This window comes from gamma proteobacterium symbiont of Axiagastus rosmarus (genome assembly GCF_059730925.1).
This window is the reverse complement of the sequence record NZ_AP035926.1, coordinates 351,520-376,509: the sequence shown is the minus strand read 5'-3', so window position 1 is coordinate 376,509 and position 24,990 is coordinate 351,520. Positions and strand designations below refer to the sequence as shown.

22 protein-coding genes are annotated in these 24,990 nt (G+C 59.0%); 12 read left to right on the top strand and 10 right to left on the bottom strand.

The genetic code is table 11. From position 1 onward, the window contains the following. Positions 1–18: 18 nt before the first annotated feature. Entirely contained in the window at positions 19–1,311 is a 1,293-nt protein-coding gene (locus AC6I8F_RS21085; protein WP_264252032.1) for a glycoside hydrolase family 10-like protein, read from the bottom strand. A 172-nt stretch (positions 1,312–1,483) separates the two neighbouring features. Between AC6I8F_RS21085 and AC6I8F_RS21080 the strand changes: the two genes are divergently transcribed. Beyond that, positions 1,484–1,804, top strand: coding sequence for a hypothetical protein (locus tag AC6I8F_RS21080; protein WP_058759124.1), 321 nt, complete (start codon positions 1,484–1,486; stop codon positions 1,802–1,804). Between the two features lie 31 nt (positions 1,805–1,835). Here AC6I8F_RS21080 and gabP read toward each other — a convergent pair whose 3' ends face one another. After that, entirely contained in the window at positions 1,836–3,233 is a 1,398-nt protein-coding gene (gene gabP / locus AC6I8F_RS21075) for a GABA permease (protein WP_498028823.1), read from the bottom strand. A gap of 104 nt (positions 3,234–3,337) precedes the next feature. Further along, positions 3,338–4,591 (bottom strand): 4-aminobutyrate--2-oxoglutarate transaminase, encoded by a 1,254-nt coding sequence (gene gabT / locus AC6I8F_RS21070; RefSeq protein ID WP_498010324.1) that lies wholly within the window; start codon positions 4,589–4,591, stop codon positions 3,338–3,340. A gap of 109 nt (positions 4,592–4,700) precedes the next feature. Here gabT and pdxR point away from each other — a divergent pair, with 109 nt between their 5' ends. Beyond that, complete coding sequence (gene pdxR / locus AC6I8F_RS21065) at positions 4,701–6,194, top strand: MocR-like pyridoxine biosynthesis transcription factor PdxR (RefSeq protein WP_215787765.1); 1,494 nt, start codon at positions 4,701–4,703, stop codon at positions 6,192–6,194. A gap of 14 nt (positions 6,195–6,208) precedes the next feature. On the opposite strand, the gene AC6I8F_RS21060 is transcribed toward pdxR, so the two are convergent. Next, positions 6,209–7,072: an aldo/keto reductase family oxidoreductase gene (locus AC6I8F_RS21060; protein ID WP_058759127.1), complete on the bottom strand. Its 864-nt coding sequence runs from the start codon at positions 7,070–7,072 to the stop codon at positions 6,209–6,211. A 97-nt stretch (positions 7,073–7,169) separates the two neighbouring features. Between AC6I8F_RS21060 and AC6I8F_RS21055 the strand changes: the two genes are divergently transcribed. Continuing rightward, positions 7,170–8,081, top strand: coding sequence for a LysR substrate-binding domain-containing protein (locus AC6I8F_RS21055; protein ID WP_021509092.1), 912 nt, complete (start codon positions 7,170–7,172; stop codon positions 8,079–8,081). Here AC6I8F_RS21055 and AC6I8F_RS21050 read toward each other — a convergent pair. Continuing rightward, on the bottom strand, positions 8,062–8,664 hold the full coding sequence (locus AC6I8F_RS21050; protein ID WP_132463926.1) for a TetR/AcrR family transcriptional regulator: 603 nt from the start codon (positions 8,662–8,664) through the stop codon (positions 8,062–8,064). The two genes, AC6I8F_RS21055 and AC6I8F_RS21050, sit on opposite strands and share 20 nt — an antisense overlap. 129 nt (positions 8,665–8,793) lie before the next feature. Between AC6I8F_RS21050 and AC6I8F_RS21045 the strand changes: the two genes are divergently transcribed. Then, a complete protein-coding gene (locus AC6I8F_RS21045) occupies positions 8,794–9,186 on the top strand; it encodes a RidA family protein (protein ID WP_282954400.1) in 393 nt (130 codons plus the stop codon). A gap of 83 nt (positions 9,187–9,269) precedes the next feature. On the opposite strand, the gene AC6I8F_RS21040 is transcribed toward AC6I8F_RS21045, so the two are convergent. The 4 genes from AC6I8F_RS21040 to AC6I8F_RS21025 form a co-directional block, all read right to left on the bottom strand. Further along, complete coding sequence (locus tag AC6I8F_RS21040) at positions 9,270–10,736, bottom strand: pyridoxal phosphate-dependent decarboxylase family protein (protein WP_058770207.1); 1,467 nt, start codon at positions 10,734–10,736, stop codon at positions 9,270–9,272. A gap of 12 nt (positions 10,737–10,748) precedes the next feature. Continuing rightward, a complete protein-coding gene (locus tag AC6I8F_RS21035) occupies positions 10,749–12,131 on the bottom strand; it encodes a diaminobutyrate--2-oxoglutarate transaminase (protein WP_176428146.1) in 1,383 nt (460 codons plus the stop codon). Between the two features lie 215 nt (positions 12,132–12,346). Beyond that, a complete protein-coding gene (locus AC6I8F_RS21030; protein WP_262264983.1) occupies positions 12,347–13,111 on the bottom strand; it encodes a prepilin peptidase in 765 nt (254 codons plus the stop codon). A 721-nt stretch (positions 13,112–13,832) separates the two neighbouring features. Then, complete coding sequence (locus AC6I8F_RS21025; protein WP_227746467.1) at positions 13,833–14,048, bottom strand: hypothetical protein; 216 nt, start codon at positions 14,046–14,048, stop codon at positions 13,833–13,835. Between the two features lie 457 nt (positions 14,049–14,505). Between AC6I8F_RS21025 and arnB the strand changes: the two genes are divergently transcribed. From arnB to arnF, 7 genes are read left to right on the top strand one after another with little or no spacing between them, the layout of a single operon-like run. Next, positions 14,506–15,642, top strand: coding sequence for a UDP-4-amino-4-deoxy-L-arabinose aminotransferase (arnB, locus tag AC6I8F_RS21020; protein WP_498028822.1), 1,137 nt, complete (start codon positions 14,506–14,508; stop codon positions 15,640–15,642). Between the two features lies 1 nt (position 15,643). Beyond that, on the top strand, positions 15,644–16,630 hold the full coding sequence (arnC, locus tag AC6I8F_RS21015; protein ID WP_498028821.1) for an undecaprenyl-phosphate 4-deoxy-4-formamido-L-arabinose transferase: 987 nt from the start codon (positions 15,644–15,646) through the stop codon (positions 16,628–16,630). After that, positions 16,627–18,606, top strand: a complete 1,980-nt coding sequence (arnA, locus tag AC6I8F_RS21010; protein WP_211724641.1) for a bifunctional UDP-4-amino-4-deoxy-L-arabinose formyltransferase/UDP-glucuronic acid oxidase ArnA — start codon at positions 16,627–16,629, stop codon at positions 18,604–18,606. Before arnC ends, arnA begins: the two co-directional genes overlap by 4 nt. Then, positions 18,603–19,487: a 4-deoxy-4-formamido-L-arabinose-phosphoundecaprenol deformylase gene (gene arnD / locus AC6I8F_RS21005; RefSeq protein WP_283342317.1), complete on the top strand. Its 885-nt coding sequence runs from the start codon at positions 18,603–18,605 to the stop codon at positions 19,485–19,487. Before arnA ends, arnD begins: the two co-directional genes overlap by 4 nt. Before the next feature lie 31 nt (positions 19,488–19,518). Then, entirely contained in the window at positions 19,519–21,174 is a 1,656-nt protein-coding gene (gene arnT, locus AC6I8F_RS21000) for a lipid IV(A) 4-amino-4-deoxy-L-arabinosyltransferase (RefSeq protein ID WP_498029020.1), read from the top strand. Next, positions 21,171–21,491 (top strand): 4-amino-4-deoxy-L-arabinose-phosphoundecaprenol flippase subunit ArnE, encoded by a 321-nt coding sequence (gene arnE, locus AC6I8F_RS20995; protein WP_498028820.1) that lies wholly within the window; start codon positions 21,171–21,173, stop codon positions 21,489–21,491. The genes arnT and arnE overlap by 4 nt, the downstream gene beginning before the upstream one ends. Then, positions 21,488–21,850, top strand: a complete 363-nt coding sequence (gene arnF, locus AC6I8F_RS20990; protein WP_394521868.1) for a 4-amino-4-deoxy-L-arabinose-phosphoundecaprenol flippase subunit ArnF — start codon at positions 21,488–21,490, stop codon at positions 21,848–21,850. Before arnE ends, arnF begins: the two co-directional genes overlap by 4 nt. 3 nt (positions 21,851–21,853) lie before the next feature. Here the strand turns inward: arnF and AC6I8F_RS20985 are convergent, their stop codons facing one another. After that, positions 21,854–23,197, bottom strand: a complete 1,344-nt coding sequence (locus AC6I8F_RS20985) for an MFS transporter (protein WP_498028819.1) — start codon at positions 23,195–23,197, stop codon at positions 21,854–21,856. A gap of 317 nt (positions 23,198–23,514) precedes the next feature. Here AC6I8F_RS20985 and AC6I8F_RS20980 point away from each other — a divergent pair, with 317 nt between their 5' ends. Beyond that, the gene (locus AC6I8F_RS20980; protein WP_241798221.1) at positions 23,515–24,960 is read left to right on the top strand and encodes a sugar porter family MFS transporter; all 1,446 of its coding nucleotides are present in this window, start codon (positions 23,515–23,517) and stop codon (positions 24,958–24,960) included. Positions 24,961–24,990 lie beyond the last annotated feature (30 nt).

Here is a 24,990-nt window from a genome sequence, read left to right as displayed (position 1 = left end):
TCTGCTGGCCTGAATAAATCATTTTCCCCAGCGCTGACGTAAATAATCGACTGCCTGCTGCGTCTGCGGCTGATTAAGGTAATCTTCGCGAAACAGAATGGTGCCGTCGATGTGCGGCAGCGATTCATTCAGATCGAGCTGTTTTTTCAGTTCGGGAACGCCGCCCTGAACCGTCCAGTCCGGCTCACTTTTTGAAGCTTCACCCACCTTATACAGCGCCACGCCAATGTACAGCCGGGTGTGCGTTGGCTGTACCACATTGGCCCACCAGCGCGCCAGGACGTCATAGCGCGCAGCCTGGCGGGCAAACGGCCAGTACAACTGCGGCGCGATGTAATCCAGCAGGCCAAGCTGCACCCAGCGGCGCGTGTCTGCATAAGCTTCATCATAAGCCGCCGCACCGCGCGTATCGGAGCCGGCTGCATCGTGCGACAGATTACGCCATACGCCCGCCGGACTGACGCCGAACTCAACGCCCGGCTTGAGCTGTTTAATCGTGTGGGAAACCTGTTCGATCAGCAGCTGGGTATTGTGCCGCCGCCAGTCGGCTTTGCTGGCAAAGCCCGCGCCGTACTGGCGGAAGGTGGCGCTGTCATTGAGCGGCGATGCCGCGGTTTCGGTGTAGAAATAGTCATCGAACTGAACGCCATCAATGGCGTAGTTTGACACCACTTCCGCCACGATGCTGGTGATCCAGTCGCGCGCCGCCGGAATGCCCGGATCGAGCACGAAGCGGTCGCTGGCGGTGCGGATCCAGTCGCGATGCAGCACAAACACGCTGGCCGGCTGCAGCTGGAGCGTGTTGTTTAACGCCGTCACAGTCGCAGGTTTGGTATTGGTCGACACGCGGTAAGGATTAAACCACGCATGCACCTTCATACCGCGTTTGTGCGCCTCGTCGAGGATAAATTGCAGCGGATCGTAACCCGGATCCTGCCCGATGTTGCCGGTCAGGGTATCGGACCATGGCAGGATACGCGAACGCCACAGCGCGGTGCCATCGGGCTTCACCTGGAAAAACACCGTGTTGATCCCCAGGCTGTGCAGCTTATCCAGTTTGGCCGTCAGTGCCTGCTGCTGCTGGCGAATGCGCAGCGCCGGGCTGGCTGTAACGGAGGATATTGGCGGCCAGTCGAGGCGCGACACCGTAGTGAGCCAGACGCCGCGCACTGGTTCAGCCTGCGCTGCGGGTTTAGCCGGAACAGGCGGTTTGGTCGGCGACGGAAACGGGGTGACCAGCGATTTTGGCGGCTCCGAGGCGCAGCTGGCCAGCAACAGCACGGCAGACAGCAGACGGGCGACGCGTTTAATGTGGGTAACAGAGAGGTAACGCGCTGAACAGGCTATGATAAACTCCGTTTCTTGTAGTCCGTTATTCGCAGGCGTTCATTCTCTGATCCTCAGACATAATGTCAAGACATTGGCTGAGATGAATGCCGCCGCGGCGCTGTCGCGCGTCCCGCATCTTACAGGAGTTCTCCCTATGCAATACGAAGACCTTTATCGCCGCATTGGCCAGATCATTTTCAGCTGTGGCCCCGACGGTGCGCAGGTGCTGGTGGTGCAGGCGGAGCTGTTTGCCGATGAGGAGGGCGGGCAGTTTCAGTTTAACTACCTTGATGAAAACGGCGAACCGGACTGGTTCGAGCCGGACGCGCGCGCGATTGGCGATCTCAGTGCCGCGCTGAAAGACTTTCAGCAATACTTTATCGAACATGAGATGACTGAAGGGCAGCCGGTGTGGACGCACTGCACCGTGACGATTAACGTGGCGGATGAGTCGATCAGTATTGATGTGCAGTAACGGCGGGCTTCCGTGCCCGTCATGGCGAGCGTTACGAACGCAGCGCTACCATCTCCTCGCTGTTTTTACGCGCCGCGCGCTTGCGGTGCACTATCTGGCTGGCGACCAGCACCAGCAGCGTTAACAGCCCGGTGGCGATAATTTCGGAACGATGCTGCGCATTGAACAGCATTGACGTCAGTACGCCAACGATGAACACCATGGTGGCCCACGTCAGACCCGGGAACAGCCACATGCGATAGCTGAGCTGCTCGCCGCGCGCCTCGCGCTTTTTCCGCAGCACCAGATGCGAAGCGGCAATGACCAGATAAACCAGCAGCGCAATGGCGCCGGAGCTGGCCAGCAGGAACTCAAACACCGCGCTCGGCGCCAGATAGTTGGCGATCACCGCCAGAAATGCTGCGGCGGTAGACATCAGCACTGCGACCCACGGCGTGCCGCTGCGCGTGGTGCGCGAGGCCGCCGCTGGCGCATCCTGACGACGCGACAGGGAATAGAGCATGCGCGACGCGGTATAAAGCGCAGAATTAAGACAGCTGCATACCGCGATCAGCACCACCACATCGACAATCTGCCGGGCATACGGCACGTTCATCATCTCCATCGCCGTCTGGTAAGACCCGGCTTTCATCAGCGACGGCGTATTCCACGGCACCAGCGCCACCACCAGAAAGATCGACAGCAGATAAAACAGCGCGATACGCCAGATCACCGAGTTGGTGGCGTGGGTGATTTGCTTGCGCGGTTCGTTAGATTCGGCGGCGGCAATGGTGACGATTTCCGTGCCCATGAAAGAGAACATGGTGGTAAGAATGGCGGCGAGCACGGCACTGATACCGTTAGGCATGAAGCCGTGAGTGTCGTACAGGTGTGAAATACCCTGCGTGCTGCTGCCGGGCAGCAGGCCAAACAGCGCCAGGCTGCCGGCACAAAGAAAGGCGACGATAGCCACCACTTTCAGCAGCGCGAACCAGAACTCAAACTCACCGTAGTTTTTCACGCTGAACAGGTTGCTGATGGTCAGGAAGCTGGTGATCGCCAGCGTGTATTCCCACACCGCCACCTGCGGGAACCAGCCGTGCAGAATGGTGCCGGCGGCGTTGGCCTCCAGCGGGATCACCAGTACCCAGAACCACCAGTAAAGCCAGCCGATGCTAAAGCCGGCCCAGCGGCCAAGGGATTTGTCGGCGTAGGTGGAGAAGGAACCGGAGTCCGGTGAGGCGACCGCCATCTCCGCCAGCATGCGCATAATCAGCACCACCAGCGCGCCGGCGGCGATATAGGCCAGCAGCACCGCCGGCCCGGCTTCGGCAATCGCATGGCCGGAACCGACGAACAGCCCGGCGCCAATCACACCGGCAATCGACAGCATGCGCACGTGGCGGGGTTTCAGGCTTTGTGCCAGTACATCGGCATTCTGAGCAGTCATCAATATCTCTCCAGATCGTCTCTCAGGCAGGGCAGACCCCGCCTGTTATGCAGGTGAAACTTGCCTGCGCGCGGCAGGCAAGCGATCGGACAATGGGTGGAACGCTAAGGCTGGCTGAGCAGGCTGTCGAGAATATCCAGCGCCTGGCGGAACTGGGTATCCGGAATGGTGAGCGGATAGAGGAAGCGGATCACGTTACCCTGCGGGCCACAGGTCAGCAGCAGCAGACCGCGCGCCATCGCCTGTTGCTGCAGCGCCTGCGCCTGCTGCGCGCTGGCAAACTCCACGGCTACCATTGAGCCCAGCGCACGCACGTCGGTAATCGACGCGTTAGCGCGGCGCGCGCGGTGCAGCAGTTCGCTCAGCGTCGCGCCCAGGTCGCTGGCGCGCTGGCACAGCTGTTCTTCGTCGATGACATCCAGCACCGCATGCGCGGCGGCAATCGATAGCGGATTGCCGGCGTAAGTACCGCCCAGCCCGCCCGGACCGGGCGCATCCATGATGTCAGCACGACCGCTCACCGCCGACAGCGGCATACCGCCCGCCAGACTTTTCGCCATGGTGATGAGATCGGGCTGCACGCTGTAGTGCTCCATGGCAAACAGCTTGCCGGTGCGGGCAAATCCGCTCTGAACCTCATCGGCAATCAGCAGGATGCCGTGCTCATCGGCCAGTGCACGTAGCTGCGTAAGAAACGCCGCCGGCGCGATGTGGAAACCGCCTTCGCCCTGCACCGGTTCCAGTACGATGGCGGCCACATCCTGCGGCGCGATGTCGTGGCTGAACAGATCGTGCAGGCTGGCGATAGCGTCCTCAACGCTGATGCCGGTGACCGCGTTAGGGTAGCGGGCGTGAAACACCGAGGCCGGCATCGGGCCAAAATCGCGCTTGTAAGGTGCCACTTTGCCGGTCATCGCCATGGTCATGAAGGTGCGGCCGTGAAAGGCGTTACCGAAGGTGATGATGCCGTGCCGACGGGTAGCGGCGCGCGCCACTTTAACCGCATTCTCTACCGCTTCAGCGCCGGTGGTGAAAAAGGCGGTTTTGGCTTTACCGGCAATTGGCACCCGCTGATTGATGCGTTCCGCCAGCGCCACATAGCTCTCATACGGCGTGACCTGGAATGCGGTATGGGTGAATTTTGCTAACTGATCGGCAATGGCCTGCACGATGCGCGGATGACGGTGGCCGGTGTTGAGCACCGCGATGCCGCCGGCGAAATCAATCCAGCTATTGCCCTCAACATCACGCAGCGTGGCGTTTTCGGCCTGATCGACATACCACTGACAAAGATTACCGGTGCCGCGCGGCAGCGCGTCATCTTTGCGTTGTTGCAACTGGCTGTTTTTACCTTCCATAACCTTTCCTTAGCGATAAGCGTCTTTACAAATCACGACAAACACGCTTATTTATGCCTGCACTGAGCGCGGTTGCCAGAGCCAATTTCACTGAGAAGGATGGAGCCAATTGCGGAGTTTGTACGCCGATCATGTATTGGAACGACTACAGTTTGTCGCGGAAGGCACGCTGCAGCAGCGCCTGCTGCACTGCATGCAGGCGGCGATTGTAGAGGGCATTTTCCCGCGCGGCTCACGCCTGCCGGCGACGCGTGATTTAGCGCGCGAGCTGGCGGTGTCGCGTAATACGGTGCTCAACGTCTATGAAAATCTGGTCGCGCAGGGATATGTCAGCGCGCGCACCGGCAGCGGCACCTGGATTGCAGAAAACCTGCCGGAAGGGAGCCTCAACAGCACGCCGGCGCTGCCGCTCAGTGAACCCCTGATGAGTAAACCAGCGGCGATTTCAAAACGCGGCGCCACGCTGCTCGGTCACGCCAATGCCTCGCCTTATCAGTGGGGTGCGTTTGTGCCCGGCGCGCCGGATGTGCGTGAGTTTCCGCATAAGTTATTTAGCCAGATTCAGTCGCGCCTGAATCGCGAACCTGACATCGAGCGGCTGATTTACAGCAGCAACGGCGGCTGTCCGCAGCTGCGCCAGGCGCTGGCTGAGTATCTTAGCGTGGCGCGCTCGGTGCGTGCCGACGCCGATCAAATTATCATTACCGAAGGCATTCATCAGGCGGTGGATCTGGTGACGCGCGTACTGTGCGACGCGGGCGATCCGGTGTGGATCGAGGAGCCAGGTTACTGGGGCACACGCAACCTGTTACGCATTAACGGACTAAAAATTCAGGCCAAAGCGGTGGATGAACAGGGCATTATCCCGGAGCTGGCACCGCGCAGCAAAGCGCCGAAGATGATTTTTGTGACACCGTCACACCAGTATCCGCTGGGTGTGCATCTCAGTCTGGAGCGGCGCAGGCAACTGCTCGACCTGGCGCGCAAACACAAAAGCTGGCTGGTGGAAGATGACTATGACAGCGAATTTCGCTTCGCCGGCCAGCCATTTCCGTCGTTGCAGGGCTTTGAGCCAGATGCGCCAGTGATCTACATGGGCACCTTCAGTAAAACGCTCTATCCCGCACTGCGCCTCGGCTATCTGGTGGTGCCGAAAGCGCTGGCGCAGCCGCTGCGCGTGGCGGCGGCCGAACTCTATCGCGGCGGCCATCTGCTGGTGCAGCGCGCGCTGGCGGAATTCATCCAGAAAGGCCACTACATGACGCACATCCGCCGCATGCGCAAACTCTACAGTCAGCGCCGGCGCTTTATGATGACGCTGATTGAACGCTACCTGGGCGCGGCATTCATGCCGGTGGTCAATCATGAAGCCGGGCTGCATCTGGTGCTGAATCTGCCCCCGGGCTGTGATGATGTGGCGATTGCCGCGCTGGCGCTGCGACGCGGCGTGAAGGTGCGGCCGCTGTCGCAATACTATATGCATCCGCAGGAGCGACGCGGTCTGCTGCTCGGTTACGCCTGCGTGGATGAGCGCCAGTGCCAGGATGCGTTTGGTGTGCTCAAAGCCTGCCTGATAGAAGCGGGCATCGCCGGGCGGGGATAGCCCCGGCGTGTGCCTTACGCCCGGCCAATGCTGTCCAGTTGCGCAACCACCTCCGGGCTAAGCGTCAGCGCCGCGCTGGCCAGATTTTGCTGCAGATGCTGCGGCGAGGAGGTGCCGGGAATCAGCAGAATATTATCTGAGCGCTGCAACAGCCAGGCGAGCGCCACCTGCAGCGTACTGGCGTTGAGCGTGCTGGCCACCGCGCTGAGCTGTTCCGACTGCAGTGGCGAAAAACCGCCGAGCGGAAAGAACGGCACGTAGGGAATGCCCTGTGCGGCCAGCTGGTCGATCAGCGCCTCATCCTGACGATTGGCGAGGTTATACAGATTCTGTACGCAGGCAATCGGCGTCATCTGCTGTGCCTGCGCCACCTGACTGGCAGTCACGTTGCTCAGGCCAATGTGCCGAATCAGGCCACGTTGTTGCAACTTAATCATCGCCTCGATTTGCGGCTCCAGCGATCCTTCTGCTGGCCCATGAACGCTCAGCATCGAGCGTAAATTGACTACCTCCAGCACGTCGAGCCCCAGATTACGCAGGTTATCTTCAACTGCCTGCGTCAGTTCCTCCGGCGTGCTGGCGGGCAGCCAGCCGCCTTTGGCATCACGTCGGGCACCCACTTTGGTCACCAGCACCAGATCGTCGGGGTAAGGATAGAGCGCTTTTTTGATCAGCTGATTGGTGATGTGCGGGCCGTAAAAATCACTGGTGTCGATGTGATTCACACCGGCAGCCACGGCATCGCGCAGCACCTGTAACGCGCGGGCCTCATCTTTTGGCGGGCCAAATACGCCGGGACCGGCCAGCTGCATGGCACCGTAGCCGAGACGGGCAACCTGACGGTCGCCCAGTGTGTAAGTGGTGGTAGCCTGTGACATGTAAACCTCCTTTATCGGATAGTGTTTAAATTGTAATCACAACGGTGCTGTGCGACTATCCGTGTAAATCAGGACAGACTGTACGGAGTGACGCACAATGGCGCTGGATATGGCATTGCTGCATGCGGTAGTGGCGGTGGCAAAAGCCGGTGGATTTCGCGAGGCGGCGCGCATGAGCGGCAGCAATCCGTCGCGTTTGAGTGATGCGGTGCGGCGCGCCGAACAGCAACTGGGCGTTCGGCTGTTCAATCGCACTACGCGAACGGTGGTACTGACCGAAGCGGGCCGGGCTTTGATGTCACGGCTGCTGCCCGCCATGAACGAAGTGGATGCGGCGCTGGATGCCCTGAACACGTTCCGTGACACGCCGGGCGGCACGCTGCGGCTGAACGTGCCGGTCAGCGCGGCGCGGCTGGTATTACCGGCGATTGTGCCGGGATTTCTGCAGCGCTATCCCGACATCCGGCTGGAGATTGTGGCGGAGAGTAATGTGCAGGACATTTTTCGCGACAGCTGCGATGCCGGTATCCGTTACGACGATCATCTGGAACAGGATATGGTGGCGCTGCCGATTGGTCCGCGCGTGCAGCGCTTTGCCGCGGCCGCGGCGCCGGCCTATCTGGCGGCTTACGGTACGCCGCAGCATCCGCGCGACCTGATGCAGCATCGCTGTCTGTATGGTCGTTATGCCACCGGGGTGACGGCCGAATGGGAGTTCAGCCGCGGCGCGGAACGCATCACACTACAGCCGCAGGGGCCGCTGATTTGCAGCATCGGTGCGGCGATGGAGCTGACGGTGTCGACAGCCATCGCCGGTGCCGGCGTGGTCTATCTGTTTGAGGACTGGCTGAAGCCGGCGCTGGCCAACGGCAGTCTGCAACCGATTCTTGCCGACTGGTGGCTCAGCTTTCCCGGCCTGTGGCTGTATTACAATGATCGCCGGCTGATCCCGGCACCGCTGCAGGCGTTTCTCAGCTGGATACGCGAACTCAATGCGACGCCGGGTTGACCAGCAGCCCGGAAACCAGCAGCCGGAAGGCCTGCACCGCACGCGGCAGCGCCGCGACCGGCTCATCGGCAGCGGCAATCCACAGCGCGGCATTGAGCGCGGCGCCGTTGACCAGTTGCGCCGCCGCTTCGGTATCGACAGGTTTCACCGTACCTTCCTCAATCAGTTCCGCCAGCATGGCGGCGGTGGTGCGCAGACAGGCGGTCTGATTAGGCCAGCGCGACGGATCGCCCAGCACCGCCGGGCCATCCAGCAGCATGATGCGCTGGACTTCCGGCTCCAGCGACATCTCGATATAGGTAATGGCTTCCGCCAGAAACGCGTGCCAGCGAGTGTGATACTGCTGTCCGGCTGCGCGCATCTGCTCAAGAATCTCACCATCGATCTGATCAATAACCGCCTGCAATAACCCTTTTTTGTCGCCAAAATTATGATACAGCGCACCGCGCGTCAGCCCGGCGTCTGCCGTGAGGTCATCCATCGACGCTTCGCTGTAACCCTTCTGCGCAAACGCGCGTCGTGCAGCGGCAATCAGTTTGCCGCGTGTCTCTTCCACCTGGTCTGCCCGTCGTCTGGCTGCCATCGCTGTTCCTTAAATTTTGCATTGACATACGCCGCGTATGTAAAACATAGTAATACATACGCGGCGTATGTTAAAGCGAAAACGGGCATAGCTAACCCGCTTTCTTCTCTCATCTTCAGGAGTACGATTATGAACAAACGCGATGCTGTTTTTCCAGCGGGCCGTCAGGCGTTGTACAACATCAATAAATACTCTGCGGCGATTCGCTCCGGCGACCTGCTGTTTGTTTCCGGCCAGGTGGGCAGCCGGGATGATGGCATCGCCGAGCCCGATTTCACGCGTCAGGTTAATCAGGCATTTACCAATCTCGCGGCGGTGCTGAAGGCCGCCGGTTGCAGTTTCGATGACGTGGTTGATGTCACTACGTTTCATACCGATCCGGAAGCGCAGTTCGCCACGGTGAACGAAGTACGGCTGCGCTTCTTCGGCGATGAGCCTTATCCCAACTGGACGGCGGTGGGCGTTAACTGGCTGGCGGGCTATGATTTTGAAATCAAGGTGATTGCGCGCATTCCGCAGTGAGCCAGCGTGCGGCGATCAGTCTGTAACCCATAAAAAAAGCCGCTAACCGTTGCCGGTTAGCGGCTTTTTTACTTCACGCCTAATCAGGCGCTCAGCAGTTGATCAGCAGTTTTTTCTACCAGCGCCAGCAGCAGCTTGATGTCTTCCAGCGTGACGGTCGGGTTCAGCAGCGTCAGCTTCAGGCAGGTCACACCTGCATGCTCGGTCACACCGACGTTAGCGCGGCCAGACTCCAGCAGCGCATCGCCGATACGCTGGTTGAACAGGGCGATCTGCGCGCTGTCGCTCAGCTGGGCTGGACGATAGCGGAACAGCACGCTGGCCAGCTGTGGCTGCATTACCAGCTCCAGACGTGGTTCAGATTCAACGAACTGCGCGACGTCCTGTGCCAGGCTCACGCCGTGGTCGATAATCGCGGCGTACTGTTTCTGACCCAGCGCTTCCAGGCCCATCCACAGTTTCAGCGCATCGAAACGACGCGTGGTCTGCAGTGATTTGGACACCAGGTTCGGCACGCCAGCTTCTTCATCGAACTCGGAGTTGAGGTAAGCTGCCTGATAACGCATCAGCTCATAGTGACGCGCGTCTTTCAGCAGGAACGCGCCGCAGCTGATGGTCTGGAAGTATTGTTTGTGGAAGTCGAGGGTGACGGAATCCACCAGCTCCAGACCATCCAGGTAATGACGATACTTTTCAGACAGCAGCAGCGCACCGCCCCAGGCCGCATCCACGTGCACCCAGATGTTGTGCTCAGCGGCGATGGCTGCGATTTCACGCAGCGGATCGATGGCGCCGGCATCGGTGGTGCCTGCCGTCGCGACGATCGCCAGGATCTGCTCGCCGTTGGCTTCAGCCTGCGCCAGTTTGGCTTTCAGGTCATTCACGTCCATACGGGCGAACTGATCCGACTTCACCTGCACCACAGACTGATAGCCGTGGCCCAGCAGCGCCATGTTCTTCTGCACGGAGAAGTGGGCGTTTTCTGAGCACAGCACTTTAATCTTGCGCAGATCGCCAGTGATGCCGTGCTGCTGCACGGAATGGCCCTGACGTGCATAGAAAGCGTCACGTGCCAGCATCAGGCCCATCAGGTTGCTCTGCGTACCGCCGCTGGTGAACACGCCCGCATCACCGGCCGGATAGCCAACCTGCGCACGCAGCCACTCAATCAGTTTGATTTCAATAATGGTGGCAGAAGGGCTCTGATCCCACGAATCCATGCTCTGATTAGTGGCGTTGATCAGCACTTCAGCCGCCTGGCTTACCACCAGGCTCGGACAGTGCAGGTGCGCAACGCACTGCGGATGGTGCACCGCCAGACTGTCTTTGAGGAAATATTCAATCGCACGTTCAATCGCGGCCTGGTTGCCCAGGCCGTTTGGATTGAAGTCGAGCGTGATACGCTCGCGCAATTCGGCAACCGTTTTGCCCTGGTACATCTCAGGCTGTTGCAGCCACTGCACAACCGCGGCGCTGCTCTGGGCAATCGCCTGCTGGTACGCCTCAATGCTCGGGGCCGAGGCGGCCAGAATCGGGTTTACTTCAGACATTTACTCTTCCAGTCAAACAGGTTTGACGCCAGCGCCCAGCAGCGCCTGCTCAAATTTATCCAGGAACACGGCCAGCTCTTCGTTGCTGATCAGCAGTGATGGCAGCAGGCGCAGTACCGCACCATGACGACCGCCACGCTCCAGAATCAAACCGGCTTCGAAGCATTTTTTCTGCAACAGTGCAGAGAGTTCGCCGTCGGCCGGGAAGCTGCCCATGTGGTCAGCTGGCTCGTGTGGCTTAACGATTTCGATACCGATCATCATCCCGAGGCCGCGTACGTGACCAATAACCGGGAAGCGTTTCGCCATCGCGTTCAGCTGGGCTTTCAGCCATTCACCCTGTTCTGCCACTTTGCCGGCGATGTTCTGCTCGGTCAGGATCTTCAGCGTCGCCAGACCGGTTGCCATCGCCAGCTGGTTGCCGCGGAAGGTACCGGTGTGGTGGCCAGGTGACCAGGCGTCAAACTGCTTTTTGATACCCAGCACGGCCAGAGGCAGACCGCCGCCCACCGCTTTAGACATCACGATGATGTCTGGCTCAATGCCCGCGTGTTCGAAGGCAAAGAACTTACCGGTACGGGCAAAGCCAGCCTGGACTTCGTCAAGGATCAGCAGAATGCCGTGTTCCTGAGTCACTTTGCGGATGCGCTGCAGCCACTCAACCGGCGCCGGGTTCACACCGCCTTCACCCTGAACTGCTTCGAGGATCACGGCCGCAGGTTTACGCACGCCACTTTCAACGTCGTTGATCAGGTTTTCGAAGTAGTAGGTCAGGGCCTTCACGCCAGCTTCGCCGCCGAGGCCCAGCGGGCAACGGTACAGGTGCGGGTAAGGCATGAACTGCACTTCTGGCATCATGCCGTCAACCGCTTCTTTCGGCGACAGGTTGCCGGTCACGGACAGCGCGCCGTGCGTCATCCCGTGGTAACCGCCAGAGAAGCTGATTACGCCGCTGCGGCCGGTGACTTTTTTCGCCAGCTTCAGCGCCGCTTCAACGGCATCAGCACCGGATGGACCGGTGAACTGCAGGCAGTACTCTTTACCCTGACCTGGCAGCAGCGAGAGCAGAGATTCGGAGAACTGATCTTTCAGAGGCGTCGTCAGATCAAGAGTATGTAACGGCAAGCCGCTGGTAATGACATTTTGGATGCTCTGCAGAACATCAGGATGGTTATGACCAAGTGCCAGCGTCCCTGCGCCAGCCAGACAGTCAAGATATTGTTTGTTTTCAACATCCGTAATCCACACGCCATTGGCTTTGGCAATCGCTAAAGGCAACTTGCGCGGGTAACTCCTGACGTTTGATTCAAACTCAGCCTGACGGGCTAAGAATGCGTCGTTGTTTCCGTTGAATGAGTTGGCACCAAAAGTATCAATACGGACTTTATCCGTCATCATATCTCTCCTTCAACCGGGGCTCGAACAGGCTGGCCGATTGACTAGTTGAACAAAAAAGTATCAGTGGCTCAAAAAACGCGGCCAATATAGAGCCTTTTGACGCACATCACAATGATTAATTTTGTTTAGAATTGTTTATTGTTTTCATATAGGAATCAGGACGTTGGACAGAAACTGGCCACTTATTTTAGCGCCGCGATATGAACAGGCGATTAAATAATCGTGTGAATAAAAAGACTTATGCCCGCCAGTGCCAGCCACGGACCAAAGGGCAGCACGTGATACAGCTCGCGTTGCCAGCCTAATCGGGCCAGCAGAACAAACAAAATTGCGCCTGTGCAAGCCAGTAACAGCACAAAGGGTAAAAGCGCCCAGCCGAGCCAGGCACCCAGCGCAGCCAGCAGTTTGGCGTCTCCGCCACCGAGGCCGGGGCGCTTTTTTATCAGCTGATAGAGTCCACCCACTAGCCACAGCGCGCTGTATCCCGCAACTGCGCCGAACACCGCGTCATGCAGCGTTCCGGGCAGCCAGTGCAGCGCTTTGAACAGCAGGCCAAGCCACAGCAGTGAAAGGGTGAGAGCGTCCGGCAACAGCAGATGCTCAATGTCGATGAGGGTCAGCGCCAGCAGAATCCAGGCGAGCAGCAGGGCGGCAGGCAGGCGGCTATCGGGCGGCAGCAGCCAGGCCAGCGCCAGGCTGATCGCGGCGGTAAGCAGTTCCGTCAGCGGGTATCGCAGGCTCACGCGGTGGTGGCAGTAGCGACAGCGTCCGCGTAATAGCAGCCAGCTCAGCAGCGGTAGCATATCGATCGCCCGCAGCGTGGTCTGGCAGTGTGGACAGTGCGAGCGCGGCAACAGCAGGGTAATGCTGGGTTGCGGGTTCATTACCTGCTGCGGCAGGCGATAAATGACTACGTTGAGAAAGCTGCCGACGCACAGCGCCAGCAGTGTACCGATCAGCCAGTAAGCGATTTCCATGAGGTTTTCTCCTGCTGTCCATGCAGCGTTGGGTTTCTCGGTTGCCATCAATGGCGACCGTGCAGATCATGGCGCGGTTACCGTGGGGGCGATTTTTTGCCCGGTTGCACGGCAGGTTGCCATAAAGGTGCCGCGTAACCTGTTTGCGCGATAAATCGCGCCGCTACCAGTTCTGTGCGGTTTGACGACAGGTCACCATAAATGGCGACCCTACAGGTTTCACAGGGTGCGCATTTATGCGCACCGCGAAATCGCGCCGCTACGGATTTGTGCTGTTTGATGGCAGGTCACCATAAATGGCGACCCTACAAAAACTATAGGGGGCGCATTGATGCGCACCGCGAAATCGCGATGCTACGGATTTGTGCGGTTTGACGACAGGTCACCATAAATGGCGACTCTACAAAACCTGTAGGGTGCGCATTTATGCGCACCGCGATCTGTCGCCAACCCTGGCCGGTGTGCGAGAGGCACAATACGCCGGCGGAGACGGCGTGGCGAGCAGCAAAGCGGCGTTGCAGCGATTTGCAGCAGGATTTACGAGCGGGTTCCAGAGAACAGCGGAGATATAAGCGGGGATGCGTGAATTTCACGGGCTGGCAATGACCAAATCGATGCGAAGACAGGCAAAAATCCATTCGATGGACCAGCTGAGGCGGGCAACAATCTAATCAATACGCCAGCGGAGACAGATAATAACCTTATCTATGCGCCAGCGAATTTACTGGCTCTGTTTAAACTGCTGCATGGCTTCCAGCACATTGCTGGTGGCGAGCGACATCACCCATTCGCTGTTGCGAAACACGTCGTAATGCCCGGCGTTATAGCGAAACACATACAGCTCACCGCGGAAACGCAATCCTTTTGTTTTCACGCCAATGTGATGCCGGCGCAGTGCTGCCTGTGAAAGTCTGTCAGTCGCGGTTCTCATCATCATTCTCCTGTCCAGCCTCTGGCGTCACTATCCCAGGGAAGAATAAGCACCTAACCTTAGGATAACCTTAAGGACAGTATAGTCTCTCGGTTAATGCATTGAAAAATAGCCACTTTAATTGCCGTGGGTCGACAAGCAGACCAATGATGTCTGGCCCGATGCTGATTTCCGGCCCCGGCGCGCAATCTTCTACCAATCTTCAACATCACGTAAAAAAGTCAGCGTGCCGCTTTGCCATTTAATGTTCAGTTAAGTTTTCCCCCGTATTTTGGTTTCTTATAGCGATAAAACAGACCTGCTTAAGTTTTGTTGCGCGCAGATGACAACAGCACATCAAACGCACTCGTTTAAGTAACGTTTAAACAAAAGGTTACAGCGTGTTTCATCAGGTTGTCATGCGCGGCAATAACGCTTGTTTTATTTTTCAGCATGTTTTCAGGCACAACAGTAAGGTTATCTTATGAGTTTCCTTCCGTTTTCGCGCCCGGCATTGGGTGAGGAAGAACTGGCCGCGGTGCAGGCGGTATTTGCATCGGGCTGGATTACCACCGGACCGCAGAATGCTGCGCTGGAGCAGGCGTTTTGTCAGCTCACCGGCAACCAGCACGCTATTGCTGTCAGCTCTGCCACAGCAGGCATGCACGTCACGTTGATGGCGCTGGGTATCCAGCCCGGCGACGAGGTGATCACCCCGTCGCTGACCTGGGTTTCCACGCTCAATATCATTACGCTGCTGGGCGCGACGCCGGTGATGATCGATGTAGATCGCGATAACCTGATGGTGAGTGCAGAACAGATCGAAGCGGCCATTACGCCGCGCACCCGCGCCATCGTGCCGGTTCACTATGCCGGTGCGCCGGCGGATATCGACGCCATTCGCGCCGTCAGCGCGCGGCACAATATCCCGCTCATTGAAGATGCGGCCCACGCGGTAGGTTGTTACTACAAAGGCCGGCACGTCGGGCAGCAGGGCACCGCAATTTTTTCGCTGCACGCCATCAAAAACATCACCTGCGCCGAAGGCGGCATCGTGGTGACCGATGATGCGCAGCTGGCTGACCGCCTGCGCAGCCTGAAATTCCACGGCCTCGGCGTCGATGCCTACGATCGCCATACCCATGGCCGCAAACCGCAGGCCGAAGTGATCATGCCCGGTTTTAAATACAACCTGCCAGACATCAACGCCGCGATTGCGCTGGTGCAGCTGCAAAAGTTGCCGGCCATCAATGCACGTCGCGAGGCCATCGCCGCGCGCTATTTGCACGAGCTGACAGATACGCCGTTGCTGCCGCTGGTGCAGCCGGCGTGGCCGCATCAGCATGCGTGGCATCTGTTTATCATTCGCGTGGACGAAGCGCGCTGCGGTATTAGCCGCGATGCGCTAATGGAGCAGTTGAAAATCCATGACATCGGCACCGGCCTGCATTTCCGCGCCGCGCATACGCACAAATATTACCGTGAACGCTATCCGCAGCTCTCGCTGCCTGCCACCGAATGGAACAGTGAACGTATCTGCTCGCTGCCCCTGTTCCCCGACATGCACGATGACGATGTAACGCGTGTGATTGCTGCCTTACGCCACCTTGCGGGAGCCTGAGATGCTGGAAGAAAAACCGATTCGCAAAGTCTCCGTGGTGATCCCGGTGTACAACGAAGAACAGAGCCTGCCGGAGCTGGTGCGCCGTACCGACGCTGCCTGCCGCACGCTCGGCCTTGACTATGAAATCTTACTGGTGGATGACGGCAGCGCCGACCGCTCCGCGCAGATGATCGCCGATGCGGCGGATATGCCGGGCAGTCACGTGGTCGGCGTGCTGCTGAATCGCAACTATGGACAACACTCGGCGATTATGGCCGGTTTCAGCCATGTTTCAGGTGATGTGATCATTACGCTGGATGCCGATCTGCAAAACCCGCCGGAAGAGATCCCCAATCTGGTCAAAGCTGCGCAGCAGGGCTACGACGTGGTCGGCACCGTGCGTCAGAACCGTCAGGACAGCTGGTTCCGTCGCCGCGCTTCACGAACCATCAACCACCTGATTCAGCGCGTGACCGGCAAAGCGATGGGCGATTATGGCTGCATGCTGCGCGCCTATCGCCGCCACATTGTCGATGCGATGCTCAACTGCCACGAACGCAGCACCTTTATCCCGATTCTGGCGAACACCTTCGCGCGCCGCACCATTGAACTGCCGGTTACGCATGCCGAGCGTGAGTTTGGCGACTCCAAATACAGCTTCATGAAGCTGATCAACCTGATGTATGACCTGGTGACCTGCCTGACCACCACGCCGCTGCGTCTGCTGAGTATTGTCGGCAGCTTAATCGCGCTGGCCGGTTTCGCCTTTTCTCTGATCCTGATTGTGCTGCGACTGTTCCTCGGTGCCAGCTGGGCCGGTGACGGTATGTTCATGCTGTTTGCCGTGCTGTTTATTTTTGTCGGCGCGCAGTTTGTCGGTATGGGCCTGCTGGGCGAATACATCGGTCGTATTTATAACGACGTACGCGCCCGTCCGCGCTACTTCATTCAACGTGTTATCCATCCGCAACAAGATGCCCCGTCTGTACAGGAAATTAAGCAATGAAAACTATCGTCTTCGCCTATGCCGAAATGGGCTGTGCAGGCATCACTGCGCTGCTGAACGCAGGCTATGAAATCAGTGCCATCTTCACCCATGCGGACACCTCGCCGGAGAGCCATGCGTTTCCTTCGGTAGCACGCCTCGCGGCTGAGCAGGGCATTCCGGTTTATGCGCCGGAAGATGCTAATCATCCGCTGTGGGTGGATCGCATCCGCACCATGCAGCCGGACTTTATCTTCTCGTTTTATTATCGCGCCCTGCTGAGCGACACCATTCTGAACTGCGCGCGGATTGGCGCGTTTAACCTGCACGGTTCGCTGCTGCCGAAATACCGTGGTCGTGCGCCGCTTAACTGGGTGCTGGTCAACGGTGAGACGGAGACTGGCGTGACGCTGCACCGCATGGTGAAACGTGCCGATGCCGGCGACATTGTGGCGCAGCAGCGCGTGGCGATTGACCCGCAGGATAATGCGCTGACGCTGCACCGTAAGCTGGTGGCCTGCGCCGGCCAGTTGCTGGAAGGCGCGCTGCCGCCGATGAAGCGCGGTGAGATTGCCGCCACGCCGCAGAACGACGCGGAAGCGACCGTGGTCGGTCGCCGCACGCCGGAGGATGGCCGCATCAACTGGGAGCTGCCGGCGGCTAAAGTGAATAACCTGGTGCGTGCAGTCACCGATCCCTGGCCTGGTGCGTTTGCGTATGCCGGCACGGTGAAATTCGTGGTGTGGAAAGGGCGGGTGCACCAGGATGCGCCCAGCGCCAAACCGGGCACGGTGCTCTCGGTTGAGCCGTTCCTGATTGCCTGCGGCGAGGGCGCGCTCGAAGTGGTCACCGGGCAGAGCGACAACGGTGTTTACATGAACGGCAGCCAGCTGGCGCAGAGTCTGGGCATGGTGCCGGGTGCGCTGCTTTATTCGCAGCCGGTTGCTGCGGTGAAACGCCGCACGCGGGTGCTGATCCTCGGCGTAAACGGCTTTATCGGCAACCATCTCACCGAACGCCTGCTGCAGGATGATAACTTTGAGGTTTATGGCCTGGACATCGGTTCCGATGCCATCAGCCGCTTCCTTGATGAACCGCGCTTCCACTTCGTCGAAGGGGATATCAGCATCCACTCTGAATGGATTGAGTATCACATCAAGAAATGTGACGTGGTGCTGCCGCTGGTGGCGATCGCCACGCCGATCGAATATACCCGTAATCCGCTGCGCGTGTTCGAGCTGGATTTCGAAGAGAACCTGAAGATTATTCGTGACTGCGTGAAGTATAAAAAGCGCATCATTTTCCCGTCGACCTCCGAAGTGTACGGTATGTGCACCGATCAGCATTTCGACGAGGATCACTCCAACCTGGTGGTCGGACCGATCAATAAACAGCGCTGGATCTATTCGGTATCAAAACAGCTGCTGGACCGGGTGCTGTGGGCCTATGGCGAAAAAGAGGGGCTGCGCTTTACGCTGTTCCGTCCGTTTAACTGGATGGGCCCGCGGCTGGATAACCTCAACGCCGCGCGTATCGGCAGTTCTCGCGCCATCACCCAGCTGATCCTTAATCTGGTAGAAGGCTCGCCGATCAAGCTGATCGACGGTGGCGCGCAGAAGCGCTGTTTCACCGATATTCGCGACGGCATCGAAGCGCTGTTCCGCATTATCGAGAACAAGCACAACAACTGCGATGGCCAGATCGTTAACATTGGTAACCCGGAGAACGAAGCCAGTATTAAAGAGCTGGCGGAACACCTGCTGGCCAGCTTTGAGCGCCACCCGCTGCGCGATCGCTTCCCGCCGTTTGCCGGTTTCCGTGAGGTAGAGAGCAGCAGCTACTACGGCAAAGGCTATCAGGACGTGGAGCACCGCAAGCCGTCGATTAAGAATGCCCGCCGCCTGCTCGACTGGACGCCAACCGTGGCGATGGATACCACCATCGACAACACGCTGGACTTCTTCCTGCGCACCGTTGAGCTACAGGAAAAGCCATGAAGCGAGTGGGTTTGCGTGTTGATGTCGATACCTGGCGCGGCACGCAACTGGGCGTACCGGCGCTGCTGCAGCAGTTCAGCCTGCATCAACTGCAGGCCAGCTTCTTCTTCAGCGTCGGGCCGGACAACATGGGGCGCCACCTGTGGCGCCTGATGAAGCCGCGCTTTCTGTGGAAAATGCTGCGTTCGCGCGCGGCCTCGCTGTACGGCTGGGATATTTTACTGGCCGGTACCGCCTGGCCGGGCCGCGAAATAGGCAAAGGGCTGGCTTCGATTATTCGCGCCACGGCAGATCACCATGAAGTGGGGTTACATGCGTGGGATCACTTTGCCTGGCAGACCTGGGCTGGCGTCTGGTCGCCACAGCAGCTGAATGCGCAGATTGCGCGCGGTAAAGCGGCGCTGGAAGCCATCTTGAGTGACAGTGTCACCTGCTCTGCGGTGGCAGGCTGGCGCGCCGACAGCCGGGTACTGGATGCCAAGCAGCCGTTTGGCTTTCGCTATAACAGCGACTGTCGTGGCAGCGGGCCGTTCATTCCGCGCCTCAACGATGGCAGCCTCGGCACGGTGCAAATTCCGGTGACGCTGCCAACGTGGGATGAAGTGGTGGGCCAGCAGGTCAGCGCGGAGGGGTTTAACGACTTTATTCTCGCGCAGATGCATGCCGCCAGCGGTACGCCGGTCTATACCATTCACGCAGAGGTCGAAGGCATCATCGGATTGCCCGCCTTTGCCGATCTGCTGACGCGCGCGCAGCAGCAGGGCATCCGGTTTTGTCCGCTGAGCGAGCTGCTGCCTGACGATCTCAGTACGCTGCCGCAGGGCCATGTGGTGCGCGGACACATTGCCGGCCGGGAAGGCTGGCTGGGTTGCCAGAGTTAACATTTTACAGGACCCAAGTATGGAAACACCGATGCGCAGCCGCACCCGTATAGTGCTGCTGATAGCGCTTTTTGCTCTCTATTATCTGATCCCGGTGCCATTCCGTGATCTCTGGCAGCCGGATGAAACCCGCTATGCCGAAATCAGCCGCGAGATGCTGCTGAGCGGTAACTGGGTGGTGCCGCATTTTTTTGATTTGCGCTACTTCGAGAAGCCGATTGCCGGTTACTGGGTCAATAATCTTGGCCAGCTGTTATTTGGGCATGATAATTTTGGCGTGCGCGCCGGTGCGATTATCTGTACCACGCTGAGTGCCCTGCTGATCTACTGGCTGGGCAAGCGGATGTTCGCCAGCCGCAAAATAGCGCTCACCGCCAGCGTGATCTTTCTTACCTCGCTGCTGGTTTACGGCATCGGCACTTACGCCGTGCTCGATCCGATTCTGCTGCTGTGGCTGGTGGCGGCGATGTGCAGCTTTTGGTTTGCTGCGCAGGCGCACAGTACCTCACAGCGGCTGACGGGGTATGTGCTGCTTGGCGCGGCCTGTGCCATGGGGTTCATGACCAAAGGTTTTCTGGCGCTGGCGGTGCCGGTGCTGGCGATTGTGCCCTGGGTGCTCTGGCAGCGACGTTTTGGCGAACTGCTGCGCTGGGGCCCGCTTACTGTGCTGGTGGCGGCCGCGATCAGCGCGCCCTGGGCGCTGTCTATTCAGCATCAGGAAGGCGATTTCTGGCACTACTTCTTCTGGGTCGAACATATTCAGCGCTTCGCGGAGAGCGATGCGCAGCATAAAGCCCCGTTCTGGTATTACCTGCCGGTGTTGGTGGCAGGCTGTCTGCCGTGGCTCGGCCTGCTGCCGGGCGCGCTGAGCGGCGCATGGCGACAGCGTCAACAGCACGCTGCCGCGATCTATTTGCTTAGCTGGGTTGTGCTGCCGCTGCTGTTCTTTAGCATTGCCAAAGGCAAACTGCCGACCTATATCCTGCCGTGCTTTGCGCCGCTGGCGTTGTTGATGGCGCACTATGCACACGGTAACGCCGCACGCCTGAAACAGGCGTTGGCGGTAAATGGCTGGATCAACCTGCTGTTTGGTCTGGGCGCCACGCTGCTGGTCGTGGTGGTGCTGGCACCCTGGGGGCTGGCGCACCATCCGGTGTACGCGCGCGATGAGTTGCTGCGAGTACTGTGCGCTGCGCTGGCATTTGCCGGCTGGGCGGTGATGGGCTGGTTAAGCCTGAAAACAGGCCGCTGGCAACTGGCTGCGCTTTGCCCGCTGGCATTGGCGCTGCTGGTCGGGTTGGCTATCCCACAAAAGGTACGTGACAGCAAACAGCCGCAGAGTTTCGTCAGCGCCGTTCGGCCTCAGCTGGCGCAGAGCCGCTATCTGGTGGTGGACAATTCCGGCATCGCTTCTGCGGTCGCATGGGAATTGCGCCGCAGCGATATCACTTTCGTCGATGAAAAAGGTGAGCTGGAGTACGGACTGGGTTATCCCGATGCAAAAACGCGCTACGTCGACGGGGAAGCCTTCGCAGACTGGCTGCGCCTGCATCGTCGAGAGGGTCCGGTAGCGCTGGTGCTGCTGCTGAATTCTGACGAAAAGCAAGCGGATGCGCATCTGCCGGTGCCGGACGATGTGTATCAGCAGGGACGGCTGGTCTACTACGGCTACAACGCGACACCATGAATCTGCTGCTGATCCTGCTGGTAAGCCTGCTCAGTTGTGCCGCCCAGCTGTGCCAGAAACAGGCGGCCCACTGCGGCGGGCACCGCCTGTTCGGCTGGCTGGTGCTCAGCCTGCTGCTGCTGGGGACAGCGATGCTGCTGTGGCTGTTGGTGCTGCGCACCGTGCCGGTCAGCGTGGCTTACCCGATGCTGAGCCTGAATTTTGTGCTGGTGGCGGTGGCGGCGCGCGTCATCTGGCGTGAGACCTACACGCGGCGGCAGTGGCTGGGTACGCTGACGATCGTTGCCGGGGTTGCGCTGATGGGGAGCCACCTGTGAAGGGCTGGCTGCTGGCGCTGGCCAGCGTGCTGCTGGTGTCACTGGCGCAGCTGCTGCTGCGCACGGCAATGCTCGCGCTGCCACCGCTGGATACATGGACCGCGCTACCGTGGCAGCACGGCCTGATACCGTTAATCGCCGGACTGGCGGCCTACGGCTGCTCAATGCTGTGCTGGCTGCTGGCGCTGCGGCTGCTGCCGCTCAACCGGCTCTATCCGCTGCTCAGTCTGAGCTATGTGCTGGTGTGGCTGGCCGCCATTTCCCTGCCAGCCTTGCATGAAACCTTCCGCTGGAGCAGTCTCGCTGGCGTCATATTGATCGTCTGCGGCCTGCTGTGCGTGGCGCTGCCGCGCCGTTAACCGTTAATGCTGCTGCCACGGGTGATATTCACCCTGGCGGCGGGCTGGCGCCGTTTCCGGCAAACGCAGCAGGCCGAACAAAGAAATCACTCCCAGCACTGCAACATACAGCGCCAGACCATACCAGTGGCCGTGGGTCACCTGCAGAATTTTCACCGCCACCAGTCCGAGTACGCCGCTGCCGATCAGCGAACCGATCTGCCAGATCACCGCGATACCGCTGCAGCGAATGTGCGTGGGAAAAAGTTCGGGGAACCATGACGCCTGCGGGGCATAACACATGCTGTGGCCCAGCGTCAGCGCCACGATCATCGCCAGTTGCGTGAGCCAGTAGCTGTTGTGCGCCAGCGCGAGAAAAAATGGCACGATCGAGAGCATGATCAGCAGCGTGCCGATCAGATAAACCGGCTTGCGACCGATGCGGTCGGAAAGGGCACCCATCAGCGGGATCGCCAGGACTTCGAGGATCACCGCGACGATCATACTGTTCATCAAAATGCCGGCATCAAGCTGATTAGCCTTACCCCAGGCAAGGATGATGACGGTAAATAGGGCAAAGGCGCAGGCTTCGATCAGTTTCGCTGCCACACCGTTGACCACCAGCCGCGGATTACCACGCAGCACCTCTTTTAACGGCCTGGATTCTGCCGCTTTGGTTTCACGAATGGCGGCGAAGACCGGCGATTCATCAATGCGCAGGCGAATAAACAGGCCGACAATCACCAGCAGCGCGCTGAGCAGAAAAGGCACGCGCCAGCCCCAGTCCATCATCTGCTCCGCGCTCAGCGCGGCATTAAGCACAGCGAACAGCGCCAGCGGCAGCAGAAACCCGACCGGAGCACCAATCTGCACCCAACTGGCAAAGAAACCACGCCGGGAAGGCTGCGCATATTCAGCTGTCATTAATACCGCGCCCGCCTGTTCACCGCCGACGCCAAACCCCTGCAGCAAGCGGATGGCAATCAGTAATACCGGGGCCCAGACGCCAATTTTTTCGTAGGTTGGCAGCAGACCAATGCAGAACGTGCCAAGGCCCACGATCAGGATGGTCGCCACCAGCGCTTTTTTGCGTCCCACTTTGTCGCCGATGTGCCCAAACACCATGCCGCCAATAGGACGTGCGAGGAAGCCAACCGCATAAGTGGCGAAGGCAGCGAGTGTGCTGACCAGCGGATCGTGGCTGGGAAAGAACAGATGGCCAAAGAATAGTACCGCTGCCGTACCGTAAGCGAAAAAGTCGTAATACTCTGCCGCCGTGCCTATCGCCGAGGCGCTGGCGACGCGGCGAATCAATGATTTAGGGTGAGCTTCAGCGGTATCAGATTGAGCAACAGTTGAAGAGGCCATGACAAATCCCGAAGAGGTGAAAGAGCGACTACCATACAAGAAGGTTTGTGCAGTTGTTGCGCGATTGATCACAAAGCGTGGCGACTCCCGGCGTAAAGGGGCCGATCTACTGCGCTTCCATAACCACCTCGCCCGATTTTCATTCTCCTTATTTCGGCTGATGTAAATCCATCAAAATAAACCGATCAAAAGGCTTGAACTCACAATTTGAAAAGCAGGTTTCAAATATAAATTAACATGAAATAAAAATGCCGATAGCCTGGACGCGCTGCTTTGTTCTGATGCTTTTCCTAACGCATTTTTTACCAGGAGGTATTATGGAAAAAGAACTTTATCTCTCCACCAACACCGCATCCGGCCCCAACAGCACAACAAAAACCGAACCCTTCGTAAAAGTCATCGCGCTGGTGGCGACACTCGGCGGGCTGCTGTTTGGTTACGATACCGGCGTGGTATCCGGTGCGCTGCTGTTCATGCGGAGTGATTTGCATCTCACGCCGTTCACTACCGGGCTGGTGACCAGTTCACTGTTGTTCGGCGCTGCCTTTGGCGCGCTGCTGGCAGGGCACTTCGCGGATGCCCTCGGGCGCCGCAAAATCATCATCACGCTGGCCTTTATTTTTGCCCTCGGCGCGGTCGGCTCTGCCTTCGCACCTGATGTGGTGACGATGATTGCGTCACGCCTGTTTCTTGGTATTGCCGTTGGCGGGGCGGCTGCCACCGTGCCGGTGTATATCGCGGAAATTGCCCCGGCGAATAAACGCGGTCAACTGGTGACGCTGCAGGAGCTGATGATTGTCTCTGGCCAGCTGCTGGCCTATGTCTCCAATGCGACCTTCAATGAAATCTGGGGTGGCGAACATACCTGGCGCTGGATGCTGGCCATCTCCACCGTACCCGCCGTGCTGTTGTGGATCGGGATGATCTTTATGCCGGAAAGTCCACGCTGGCACGTCATGCGCGGCAACACCGCTGGCGCGCGCAGGGTGCTGGAGAAAACCCGGGCGGCGGAGGACGTAGAGTGGGAACTGGAGGAGATCGAAGAGACCATCGAAGAGCATCGCCAGCAAGGCAAAGGTCGCCTGCGTGACCTGCGCACGCCATGGTTGCGCAAAGTGTTTTTACTGGGAATTGGCATTGCCGCCATCCAGCAGCTGACCGGTGTGAACACCATCATGTACTACGCGCCAACCATGCTCACTGCTACCGGCCTGAGCAACGATGCGGCGTTGTTCGCCACCATCGCCAACGGCGTGATCTCGGTAATCATGACGCTGGTGGGGATCGTGATAATCGGTAAGGTTGGTCGTCGTCCGCTGGTGCTGATAGGGCAGATGGGCTGTACCGCCTGCCTGTTCTTTATCGCCACGGTGTGCCTGCTAATGCCGGAGTATCACGCCGGTGGTGCGGTTAATCTGCTGCGTGCCTATCTGGTACTGGCCGGAATGCTGATGTTTTTATGTTTTCAGCAGGGCGCGCTGTCACCGGTCACCTGGTTGCTGCTGTCGGAAATCTTCCCGGCGCGCATGCGCGGCATTTGCATGGGCGGTGCCGTTTTTGCCTTGTGGATTGCCAACTTCGCCATTTCCATGGCCTTCCCGCTGTTGCTGGCCGCCTTTGGCCTGGCTGGCGCTTTCCTGACTTTCGCTGTGATCGGGATCGGCGGCGCCCTGTTTGTACTGCGCGCTATCCCGGAAACCAAAGGGCGCAGCCTGGAACAGGTCGAACACTATTTCTATGAACTGTATGACGGCAAAGGCTAAATGTGAGGGCGATCAGATTGCGCTCAGGCT

What these genes read in the sequence shown, in the direction of transcription:
- AC6I8F_RS21060 (WP_058759127.1), bottom strand. Translation starts at nt 7,072, where the DNA reads ATGTCACAGGCTACCACCACTTACACACTGGGCGACCGTCAGGTTGCC.
- AC6I8F_RS20980 (WP_241798221.1), top strand. Translation starts at nt 23,515, where the DNA reads ATGGAAAAAGAACTTTATCTCTCCACCAACACCGCATCCGGCCCCAAC.
- arnA (WP_211724641.1), top strand. Translation starts at nt 16,627, where the DNA reads ATGAAAACTATCGTCTTCGCCTATGCCGAAATGGGCTGTGCAGGCATC.
- gabT (WP_498010324.1), bottom strand. Translation starts at nt 4,591, where the DNA reads ATGGAAGGTAAAAACAGCCAGTTGCAACAACGCAAAGATGACGCGCTG.
- AC6I8F_RS20985 (WP_498028819.1), bottom strand. Translation starts at nt 23,197, where the DNA reads ATGGCCTCTTCAACTGTTGCTCAATCTGATACCGCTGAAGCTCACCCT.
- AC6I8F_RS21030 (WP_262264983.1), bottom strand. Translation starts at nt 13,111, where the DNA reads ATGGAAATCGCTTACTGGCTGATCGGTACACTGCTGGCGCTGTGCGTC.
- AC6I8F_RS21025 (WP_227746467.1), bottom strand. Translation starts at nt 14,048, where the DNA reads ATGATGATGAGAACCGCGACTGACAGACTTTCACAGGCAGCACTGCGC.
- arnB (WP_498028822.1), top strand. Translation starts at nt 14,506, where the DNA reads ATGAGTTTCCTTCCGTTTTCGCGCCCGGCATTGGGTGAGGAAGAACTG.
- AC6I8F_RS21040 (WP_058770207.1), bottom strand. Translation starts at nt 10,736, where the DNA reads ATGTCTGAAGTAAACCCGATTCTGGCCGCCTCGGCCCCGAGCATTGAG.
- AC6I8F_RS21035 (WP_176428146.1), bottom strand. Translation starts at nt 12,131, where the DNA reads ATGACGGATAAAGTCCGTATTGATACTTTTGGTGCCAACTCATTCAAC.
- gabP (WP_498028823.1), bottom strand. Translation starts at nt 3,233, where the DNA reads ATGACTGCTCAGAATGCCGATGTACTGGCACAAAGCCTGAAACCCCGC.
- AC6I8F_RS21045 (WP_282954400.1), top strand. Translation starts at nt 8,794, where the DNA reads ATGAACAAACGCGATGCTGTTTTTCCAGCGGGCCGTCAGGCGTTGTAC.
- AC6I8F_RS21055 (WP_021509092.1), top strand. Translation starts at nt 7,170, where the DNA reads ATGGCGCTGGATATGGCATTGCTGCATGCGGTAGTGGCGGTGGCAAAA.
- arnC (WP_498028821.1), top strand. Translation starts at nt 15,644, where the DNA reads ATGCTGGAAGAAAAACCGATTCGCAAAGTCTCCGTGGTGATCCCGGTG.
- arnD (WP_283342317.1), top strand. Translation starts at nt 18,603, where the DNA reads ATGAAGCGAGTGGGTTTGCGTGTTGATGTCGATACCTGGCGCGGCACG.
- AC6I8F_RS21080 (WP_058759124.1), top strand. Translation starts at nt 1,484, where the DNA reads ATGCAATACGAAGACCTTTATCGCCGCATTGGCCAGATCATTTTCAGC.
- arnE (WP_498028820.1), top strand. Translation starts at nt 21,171, where the DNA reads ATGAATCTGCTGCTGATCCTGCTGGTAAGCCTGCTCAGTTGTGCCGCC.
- arnT (WP_498029020.1), top strand. Translation starts at nt 19,519, where the DNA reads ATGCGCAGCCGCACCCGTATAGTGCTGCTGATAGCGCTTTTTGCTCTC.
- AC6I8F_RS21050 (WP_132463926.1), bottom strand. Translation starts at nt 8,664, where the DNA reads ATGGCAGCCAGACGACGGGCAGACCAGGTGGAAGAGACACGCGGCAAA.